General features: G+C 52.4%; 1 rRNA gene. It reads left to right on the top strand.

Annotated elements, in window-relative coordinates:
* Positions 1 to 1541 (top strand): 23S ribosomal RNA (locus BM292_RS11700); the annotation flags it as partial.

Here is a 1541-nt window from a genome sequence, read left to right on the forward strand (position 1 = left end):
AGTTGCAAGGTATAGACCCGAAACCGGGCGATCTATCCATGAGCAGGTTGAAGATTGAGTAACATCAATTGGAGGACCGAACCCACATCTGTTGAAAAAGATGGGGATGACTTGTGGATCGGAGTGAAAGGCTAATCAAGCCCGGAGATAGCTGGTTCTCCCCGAAATCTATTTAGGTAGAGCCTCGGACGAATACCACTGGGGGTAGAGCACTGTTTGGGCTAGGGGGTCATCCCGACTTACCAACCCCATGCAAACTCCGAATACCAGTGAGTACTATCCGGGAGACACACGGCGGGTGCTAACGTCCGTCGTGAAGAGGGAAACAACCCAGACCGCCAGCTAAGGTCCCAAAGTCATGGCTAAGTGGGAAACGATGTGGGAAGGCTCAGACAGCTAGGAGGTTGGCTTAGAAGCAGCCATCCTTTAAAGAAAGCGTAATAGCTCACTAGTCGAGTCGGCCTGCGCGGAAGATGTAACGGGGCTAAGCCATGCACCGAAGCTGCGGCAGCAACTATGTTGCTGGGTAGGGGAGCGTTCTGTAAGCCGTTGAAGGTGTGTTGAGAAGCATGCTGGAGGTATCAGAAGTGCGAATGCTGACATGAGTAACGATAATGCGGGTGAAAAACCCGCACGCCGGAAGACCAAGGTTTCCTATCCCATGCTAATCAGGGTAGGGTAAGTCGGCCCCTAAGGCGAGGCCGAGAGGCGTAGTCGATGGGAATCAGGTTAATATTCCTGAACCGACATGTACTGCGATGGGGGGACGGAGAAGGCTAGGCAAGCCGGGTGTTGGTTATCCCGGTGAAAGTATGTAGGTTGATGGTTTAGGCAAATCCGGACCGTTAAGACTGAGATACGAGACGAGCATCCACGGATGCGAAGTTGTTGATGCCCTGCTTCCAGGAAAAGCCTCTAAGCTTCAGGTACATGTTGACCGTACCCGAAACCGACACAGGTGGTCAGGTAGAGAATACTAAGGCGCTTGAGAGAACTCGGGTGAAGGAACTAGGCAAAATAGTACCGTAACTTCGGGAGAAGGTACGCCAGAGCTAGTGAACCCCTTGCGGGGGGAGCTGGAGCTGGCCGCAGTGACCAGGTGGCTGGGACTGTTTATTAAAAACACAGCACTCTGCAAAATCGAAAGATGACGTATAGGGTGTGACACCTGCCCGGTGCCGGAAGGTTAATTGATGGGGTTAGCGTAAGCGAAGCTCTTGATCGAAGCCCCGGTAAACGGCGGCCGTAACTATAACGGTCCTAAGGTAGCGAAATTCCTTGTCGGGTAAGTTCCGACCTGCACGAATGGTGTAACCATGGCCACGCTGTCTCCACCCGAGACTCAGTGAAATTGAAATCGCCGTGAAGATGCGGTGTACCCGCGGCTAGACGGAAAGACCCCGTGAACCTTTACTACAGCTTGGCACTGAACATTGAACCTCCATGTGTAGGATAGGTGGGAGGCTTAGAAGCACTGGCGCTAGTTGGTGTGGAGCCATCCTTGAAATACCACCCTTGTATGTTTGATGTTCTAACTTAGG

The organism is Pseudidiomarina tainanensis (assembly GCF_900115255.1).
GTDB lineage: Bacteria > Pseudomonadota > Gammaproteobacteria > Enterobacterales > Alteromonadaceae > Pseudidiomarina > Pseudidiomarina tainanensis.